Here is a 7,964-nt window from a genome sequence, read left to right on the forward strand (position 1 = left end):
TTACGAGTAGCTTTTTTAGTAGGAGCGTTTATAAAGGAATGGCTTAGTACAGTCGATGAGGTATTTTTGTCTAATGTGGGTGGTGTATTGATTGAGATGTGGAAAGGTATAGGTGCCACAGCTGGTAACACCGATGATACCTAAGACGGAATTGGTCATAAAACATTCGTCAAATTGGGTGATATCATTAGGTGATATCAGGCATTCTTGAGCAGAAAAGGTATCTGTTATATAGGCCCGGACGATACCCGGTAAGAGTCCGCAAGATAGGGAAGGAGTATAAAGCGTTTGATTTTTGATGAAAAAAATATTGGTAGTAGCTCCTTCGGCAATATATCCCTTTGTGTTTAGAAATAGGGGTTCATCAAAACCGTTTTGGTGTGCTTTTCGTTTTTCTAAGATGGAATCACCATAATTAGCGGTTTTATGAAAGGTAAAGGGAGATGTTTCGTTACGACAAGTGGAAGCGTATGTTACAGAAAATCCTTTTTTGTATATTTCTTCTGTATACGTATTGGGACGATGGGTAAAACAAATATTGTTGGATGAAATTAATAATTTTACTATTTTATTACCTTGTTGCAGATGACAATAGGCGGTGAGATCCGTTGCGATAGAGGGGGGCAAGGGCAGATTAAAATAGGCGATACTAGCAGATAAGCGTTGGATATGAGCTTCAAGCCAATATGGCTGACCATCTTTTACCGGTAATGTTTCAAATACAGCGAGTCCATATTGACACGCTTCATCATAATTTATTTTCATGATATCCTCCTTGTAAAACCCGTTGAAGGGCAAGGGCTTTTTGCCATGTTTCTTCATATTCCGCAGCAGGATCGGATTCGGCGGTAATGCCACCACCGACACCTATTTGATAGATTCCGTTGTGGTGGACGGCGGTACGAATGACAATATTTAGATCACAATCGCCGTTTAAGGAAATATAACCGATGGAACCGGTGTATATGCCACGTTTGGTTGGTTCTAATTCAGCAATGATTTCCATCGCCCGTTGTTTGGGCGCACCTGTGATGGAGCCGCCGGGAAATAGTACCGGAAGTATATCTATGGCAGTTGTATGGGGCAGGAGTTTACCTTGAATGGTAGCAACTAATTGAAATACCGTTGCATAGGCTTCGATTTGGTAGAGCGAAGGAACGGTTATCGTTCCTGTTTGGCAAATGCGAGATAAATCGTTTCGTTCTAAATCGACAATCATGAGCAGTTCGCTTTTATCTTTTGTCGAATGTTTCAATGCTTGGTAATAGGCTGCGTCTTTTTGAGGCTGGTTACTTCGTGGACGTGTGCCTTTGATTGGTCTCGTTTCGATTGTTCCGTGTGAAATTTTAATAAACCGTTCCATGGAAGCACTAATTATTTGATAGTGGGGGTAGTTTAGATATGCCCCAAATGGAGCAGGATTAGATTTCCGTAAGGCAGTGAAGAAAGCATAAGGTGATTGATTACTTTGGAAGGTGAGCATTTGCGTAAAATTTATCACATAAATATGACCGTCTAATATATAGGAATTAATTTTTTTTAGGTTCTTTGTGTATTCTTCTTCGGGCATATAGGATAGTAGTTTAGCTGTGGTTGGCGAGGGAGTGACGGAAAGAGGCGATGCGTGAGCTAATCGTTTTTGTATTTCCGTCATCATGGAATGCATTAATTTCTCGGCTGGTTGGGTATGTCCTCCAGCAATAAAGGTAACCGTATGATCGAGATGATCTTCAATGATAAAAAAATCATAAAATATCCATGTCATTTCGGCACCCGGAAAATTAGTGGGACGGGGATCCTTTAGGTGAAAAATGGATTGACCGTAATCATAAGAAATATAACCGATAGCACCATTTAGGAGTGGTAATGACGTGTTGTTTTCTTGGTGATGGGTATGGAGGTATTCTTTTAGAAATAGTTCGGGCGTGCATGGGTGTAGCGTTCCATTGATTAGGCATCCCTTGGGATGAGATTCTACAATTATATGTGGAACGAGTCCGATAATGGAAAAACGGCCTAACTTATTTTTTAAGGATGAATCAAGAAAGGAAACGTTTTTTTCGTAATGAAAGAGGTGAAATAATTTGGTGGCAGAAGCTGCAAATGGAGATTTTTTTATTATATAATTAGACATAGTAATCACCTTCGTGAGAAGAAGTATAGGCATGGGCTAAAATACAGAAGTGTTGTAATAGTTCGTGTCCATATTCAGTTAATAATGCCTCTGGATGAAATTGAACTCCCCATAGTGGTAATGTTTTATGGCTTAGTCCCATGAGGACCCCATCGATGGAAAAGGCATCGCAACGATAGGTACTTGGCAAAGTGTTAGCTTGTACTATCAGCGAGTGATAGCGGGTTACGTGAAAGGTGGGGGGGAGATGCATAAATAATCCTGTGCCATGGTGCGTAATAGGGGTTATTTTTCCGTGCATGGGACGTTTTCCGCGTGTAATGGAAGCACCCGCAGCATAAGCGATTAATTGCATACCTAAACAAATCCCCAGGATAGGAATTTTCCCTTTGTAGGCAGTGAGTATGTGGAATGATTCGATAGCGTCTTTTGGATGTTTGGGACCAGGTGAGATAATGATTCCTTGTGGTTGTAAGGTGTTGATGATAGCATCTGAAAGTTGATCGCAAGGATATACGGATACATTATAATGTAGACTTTTAATGTAGTCGGCAATGGTATATACAAAAGAATCGTGATTATCAATGATAAGAAACATAATATACTCCTAAAAAAGGATAACGACTGTGCTTTGCAGCATATTCAGTCGTTATCCTTGCGGCTCGTAAACTGGATAATAATATCATTATATTTGCATGTATGAATAGTATAGCATATAGTCAAAAAATAGACAATTTATGTTAGTGAGAGAAAGAGAAAATAAAAATGGGGTGAGGTGACGATAGGCGTTATTTTATGGTAAAATAGTATTAGTAAATATAGGAATAATATAGGATTTTTATATATGAATAGGTGTATATATTAGAGCATTTGAAATGGGAAGAAGATGTATACAGCATAGACGGTTATATGTTATAAAATCTGTAAGGGAAATGATTTCTGCAAGAGATATCTTAGGGGATTTAGAAATTTTTCTTTACAAGGGAATTGATTTTTTGTTATAATGAGCAAGTAATATTTAAAATTTATTATATTGTTCATGCGGATGTAATTCAGTGGTAGAATGTGAGCTTCCCAAGCTTAAAACGAGGGTTCGATCCCCTTCATCCGCTCCAGATGCTGAATACCATTTTTCCTAAAGGAAAAATGGTATTTTTTATTTTTTTAGGTGGTATAGTTGTGAAAGGGAGGTATATATGTTAGGAAATTTTACGTATCAAAATCCAACGACCTTATATTTTGGCGAGGATGCATTAACCGATTTAAGAAAAGAATTGGATAAGTATGGTGAAAGGGTACAGCTTATTTATGGTGGGGGTTCAATTAAGCAAAATGGTATTTATGATGCTGTAATTTCACTTTTACAAGAGGCAGGAAAAGTGATTATTGAAGATGCCGGGGTGATGCCTAATCCTACGGTAGAAAAAGTACGAGAAGGGTGCCGTTTAGCAAGGGAAGAGAAGGTAGATTTATTATTAGCTGTTGGTGGCGGCTCTACCTGTGATTATGCTAAGGCTGTTTCGGTAGGAGCCCATAGTGAAACGGATGTTTGGGATACGTATTTTAAGCATATGCGGCGATTAAAACATATGCCTCTTCCAGTAGGATGTGTCTTGACTATGGTGGGAACGGGGTCTGAAATGAATGGAGGTTCCGTCCTTACTAATACCGAAGAAAAACGAAAAATTGCACGTGTATTTGATACACGCGTATTTCCGAAATTTGCTATTTTAAATCCGGCTTTTACATTTTCGGTACCAGTGTATCAAATGGTAGCAGGATGTTATGATATTATGTCACATATTATGGAACAATATTTTTCCGGTACAGATGATAATGTAACGGATTATATTGCTGAAGGGATGATGCGTTCGCTTATTCATAGTTCGCGTATTGCTGTGGCAGATCCCTTAAATTATGAAGCAAGAAGTAATATTATGTGGTTAGCTACATGGGCATTAAATACGTTTTTGGCCAAGGGAAAAAGGCAAGATTGGATGGTGCATATGATGGGACAATCTATTGGTGCGTATACGAATGCTACACATGGTATGACGTTAGCGGTTGTATCCCTACCTTATTATCGGTATATTTTGCAAGCGGGACTACCTAAATTTGAGCGGTTTGCTAAATATGTTTGGCAGGTTCCAGCTGAAGGCAAGACTGCACTAGAAATAGCAAATAAAGGATTAGATTGTTTGCAAGAATGGATGGAAGGGATTGGTCTTGTTTTGCATGCTCGGGAACTGGGTGTGACGGAGGATAGCATTGAAAACATTGCAGAAGGTACGTTTATTATGCAAGGGGGGTACAAAGTATTAACGAAGGAAGATATTATTGCTATTTTAAAAGAAAGTTTATAAATATTGTCGTATATGGTGTTGTTAGGGATGAAAAAGAAGTTAGCGAATGCGACTGGTTGTTAAGGTTACGTCTTTTAGGAGTAAATCGACAAAGGGGGCAGGGATTAGTGTGCTTAAATCTTGTGGAGCAAGGATAATTTGAAGTCCTCGTTGCCCCGCACTGATGCTGATTACGGTTTGCTCTCGGGCAGAAATATCAAGGTAAGTAGGAAATTGCTTTTTCATACCTAAGGGGGAGCAACCACCTCGAATATAGCCAGTTATGTGTAATAAGTCTTTGACGTGTAGTAGTTCTACTGATTTATTACCACTGACGTGGGCTGCTTTTTTTAAATCTAATTCTTTGTGACAGGGAATACAAAAGACGACTGGGCCTGTTGTTTTTCCCTGGGCAACTAAGGTTTTAAATACACAGTCAACGGGGAGTCCAACGGCTTCCGCTGCATGGATGCCCGAAAGATCTTCTTCTGTATAGGTATATGATTTAGTTGTGTAGGAAATTTTTTTTGTATCTAATAAGCGCATGGCATTTGTTTTTTTGTGTTTGCTCATAAGGATCCCTCTTTTTTTATGATGTCTTTGCTACTATAACAAGATTAGGGAGCTTTTTCAAGGGACCATGGTTTTATTTTGCGGAGAACAAAAGGAGAATATTTATGAAAGTTGCAGGTATACAATGGAATGTACGATTAGGGGATTGTGAATATAATTATGCTATGGCTGAAAAATATATTATTAAAGCAGCAAAGCAGGGAAATGAGGTGCTGGTATTACCTGAACTGTGGAATACGGGTTTTTTTCCTAAAAATATTTATGATATAGCCGATGAAAAGGGGAATTATACGCAAGCGTTTTTACAGCGGTTAGCGACGACGTTAGGGGTACATATCATAGGTGGTTCCGTAGCTGTACGCGAGCAAAAGCGATTGTATAATCGATTATATACGGTAACTCGTACGGGTGAAATTGTTTGTACTTATGATAAAGTGCATTTATTTACCCGGGGACATGAAGATGAATATTTTTCTGCTGGTTTTAGGTGTGGCAGATGGCGGTTAGATGGAATTTCTATGGGGGCGATTCTTTGCTATGATTTGCGTTTTGGGGGATGGATACAGAAAGTAATGAATGAACCTTGTGATGTTTTATTTGTTTCTGCTGCTTGGCCTACGAAACGAGGGATGCATTGGGATTTATTGAATCGTGCACGGGCGATTGAACATCAATGTTATGTAGCGGCTGTCAATACGTGTGGTTCTATTTTGTATGGACATTCTCAAGTGATAGATCCATGGGGTAATATTTTAGTTCAAGCAGGTATAGAGGACGAGATTATTGAAGGTGTAATAAAACCAGAAACGGTTGTAGAAATACGGAATAAGATTCCTGTACAAGCTGATATACGCAAAGATTTATATTAGGTAAGTAATAAAATATGACGGTGAAGCAATGTGCTTCACCGTCATAGGTGTGTATGAATGGTCATCTTGTATATGGTTGCAAGGGTATTACAATTAGAATACGCCTTGTGCAATCATAGCATCTGCAATGCGTTCAAAACCTGCAATATTAGCTCCAGCTACGAGGTTATATCCTAATCCGTTACGAGCAGCAGCGTCTTTGCTGTTTTTGTAAATTGTATTCATGATGTGTTGTAATTTTTGATCGACTTCTTCTTCTGTCCAAACTAGGCGTTCGCTGTTTTGGCTCATTTCTAAAGCAGATACGGCAACGCCACCAGCATTTACGGCTTTAGCCGGAGCTACGATCATATCTTTTTGTTCTAACAAGTAATTTAAAGCGTCATTAGTAGTTGGCATGTTTGCTACTTCGATATAATAACGAACTTTATTAGCGGCAATTTGTTTTGCTTGTTCCATATGTACATCGTTTTGCATAGCTGAAGGCATTACAATATCAGCTTTGCGTCCCCAAGGTTTTTCGCCAGGGAAGAATTCTACGCCGAATTTATCTGCATAATCTTTTACGCAGTTGCGACCGCTACTACGCATTTCTAATAAGTATTCTACTTTTTCATCGGTACTTACGCCATCGGGATCATAAATATAGCCATCAGGACCAGATAAGGTAATTACTTTAGCACCCAATTCTTTTGCTTTTTTGCAAAGTCCCCAAGTTACATTACCAAAGCCGGAGGCAGCAATAGTTTTACCTTTAATATCTTGACCATCGTCTTTTAATACGTTGAGTAAATAATAAATTGCACCATAACCAGTTGCTTCAGGGCGAATTAATGAACCACCGTAACTAAAGCCTTTACCTGTTAATACGCCGTTTTCAAAAGCACCTTTTAAGCGACGATATTCCCCATACAAGTACCCGATTTCACGACCACCGACGCCCATGTCTCCTGCAGGAACGTCAACATCAGGACCAATATAGCGATATAACGCTTGCATATAGCTTTGGCAGAACCGCATGATTTCTGCATCGGATTTGCCTGTGGGATCAAAGTCAGAACCGCCTTTGCCACCGCCGATAGGCAAGCCCGTTAAAGCGTTTTTAAAAATTTGTTCAAACCCGAGGAATTTTATAATTCCAGAATATACGTTCTTTTGGAAACGCAAGCCACCTTTGTATGGTCCAATTGCACCATTAAATTGGAAACGGTAGCCTGTATTGGTATGATAATTACCTTTATCATCTTCCCAAACAACGCGGAAAATAAATTGCCGTTCTGGTTCTACTAAACGCGATAATAAATCATATTTTTCGTATTCAGGATGATTATCCACAACGGTAGATATCGAAGAGAGAACCTCTTCAACGGTTTGCACAAATTCAGGTTCGTTTTGATGTTTTTGACGAACAGCGTTAATTACTTGTTCTACATAATTATTCATAACAATCACCTCGAAAAAATAATTTAGACAGCTTTTGTAATTACAAGTTCATCATAACACAATTTTTGAATAATGCAACAGGTGCAAATATAAAATAATTAATACGCATAGATAAATTTGTTTTGTTTTATTGTATCTGATTAAAAAAAACAAGAAAAACACAAAATAATTTGTTTTATTATAACGCTATGAGATTATTTTTTAAAAAAATAAACACTTACAATTTTGGTATTCAAGATAGGTACATATGATTATTAGGTATGACACCTTGTACATTAATAGTTGTATTCATTTGCAATAGAAGTTGAATAAAAATGTACAGATAAAAATAGGGATTTATTGATATATGAATGAAGGCATGAAGGTATGTTATATTAATAACTATATACAATTATATATGGGGGTATAGCTCAGCTGGGAGAGTGATTGAATGGCATTCGAGATGTCAGCGGTTTGATCCCGCGTATCTCCACCAAAGAATTTGAAATTGAACTATTTATTTTTACGTAGTAATACAAAAGCTATCTTAGGTAAAAGATAGCTTTTGTAGAGAAGAAACCATAGTATATAAAAAGAGATGATTCCTCATGAATCATCTCTTTT

The 7,964-nt window shown here is 38.1% G+C and carries 7 protein-coding genes and 1 tRNA gene; 3 read left to right on the top strand and 5 right to left on the bottom strand.

All coding sequences use genetic code 11. From position 1 onward, the window contains the following. Nucleotides 1–15: 15 nt before the first annotated feature. The 3 genes from HMPREF1040_RS00005 to HMPREF1040_RS00015 are packed head-to-tail and all read right to left on the bottom strand — an operon-like array spanning nt 16 to nt 2,732. Nucleotides 16–765, bottom strand: a complete 750-nt coding sequence (locus HMPREF1040_RS00005; RefSeq protein ID WP_007391858.1) for an aminotransferase class IV — start codon at nt 763–765, stop codon at nt 16–18. After that, complete coding sequence (pabB, locus tag HMPREF1040_RS00010) at nt 749–2,134, bottom strand: aminodeoxychorismate synthase component I (protein WP_007391863.1); 1,386 nt, start codon at nt 2,132–2,134, stop codon at nt 749–751. The genes HMPREF1040_RS00005 and pabB overlap by 17 nt, the downstream gene beginning before the upstream one ends. Then, nucleotides 2,127–2,732 (bottom strand): aminodeoxychorismate/anthranilate synthase component II, encoded by a 606-nt coding sequence (locus tag HMPREF1040_RS00015; RefSeq protein WP_007391860.1) that lies wholly within the window; start codon nt 2,730–2,732, stop codon nt 2,127–2,129. Before HMPREF1040_RS00015 ends, pabB begins: the two co-directional genes overlap by 8 nt. A 443-nt stretch (nt 2,733–3,175) precedes the next feature. Here HMPREF1040_RS00015 and HMPREF1040_RS00020 point away from each other — a divergent pair. Further along, nucleotides 3,176–3,249: transfer RNA gene (locus HMPREF1040_RS00020), tRNA-Gly, on the top strand. An 81-nt stretch (nt 3,250–3,330) separates the two neighbouring features. Beyond that, complete coding sequence (locus tag HMPREF1040_RS00025) at nt 3,331–4,497, top strand: iron-containing alcohol dehydrogenase (protein WP_007391861.1); 1,167 nt, start codon at nt 3,331–3,333, stop codon at nt 4,495–4,497. A gap of 39 nt (nt 4,498–4,536) precedes the next feature. Here the strand turns inward: HMPREF1040_RS00025 and ybaK are convergent, their stop codons facing one another. Then, nucleotides 4,537–5,049, bottom strand: a complete 513-nt coding sequence (gene ybaK / locus HMPREF1040_RS00030; protein WP_007391864.1) for a Cys-tRNA(Pro) deacylase — start codon at nt 5,047–5,049, stop codon at nt 4,537–4,539. Nucleotides 5,050–5,153: 104 nt separating this feature from the next. Between ybaK and HMPREF1040_RS00035 the strand changes: the two genes are divergently transcribed. After that, a complete protein-coding gene (locus HMPREF1040_RS00035; protein ID WP_007391862.1) occupies nt 5,154–5,918 on the top strand; it encodes a carbon-nitrogen family hydrolase in 765 nt (254 codons plus the stop codon). Between the two features lie 93 nt (nt 5,919–6,011). Here the strand turns inward: HMPREF1040_RS00035 and gdhA are convergent, their stop codons facing one another. Then, entirely contained in the window at nt 6,012–7,361 is a 1,350-nt protein-coding gene (gene gdhA / locus HMPREF1040_RS00040; RefSeq protein WP_007391865.1) for an NADP-specific glutamate dehydrogenase, read from the bottom strand. Between the last annotated feature and the right edge of the window lie 603 nt (nt 7,362–7,964).

The organism is Megasphaera sp. UPII 135-E, assembly GCF_000221545.1.
Classification (GTDB): Bacteria; Bacillota; Negativicutes; order Veillonellales; family Megasphaeraceae; genus Megasphaera; species Megasphaera hutchinsoni.

Coding starts and splice junctions, on each gene's coding strand:
- HMPREF1040_RS00005 (WP_007391858.1), bottom strand. CDS start 765: ATGAAAATAAATTATGATGAAGCGTGTCAATATGGACTCGCTGTATTT.
- pabB (WP_007391863.1), bottom strand. CDS start 2,134: ATGTCTAATTATATAATAAAAAAATCTCCATTTGCAGCTTCTGCCACC.
- HMPREF1040_RS00015 (WP_007391860.1), bottom strand. CDS start 2,732: ATGTTTCTTATCATTGATAATCACGATTCTTTTGTATATACCATTGCC.
- HMPREF1040_RS00025 (WP_007391861.1), top strand. CDS start 3,331: ATGTTAGGAAATTTTACGTATCAAAATCCAACGACCTTATATTTTGGC.
- ybaK (WP_007391864.1), bottom strand. CDS start 5,049: ATGAGCAAACACAAAAAAACAAATGCCATGCGCTTATTAGATACAAAA.
- HMPREF1040_RS00035 (WP_007391862.1), top strand. CDS start 5,154: ATGAAAGTTGCAGGTATACAATGGAATGTACGATTAGGGGATTGTGAA.
- gdhA (WP_007391865.1), bottom strand. CDS start 7,361: ATGAATAATTATGTAGAACAAGTAATTAACGCTGTTCGTCAAAAACAT.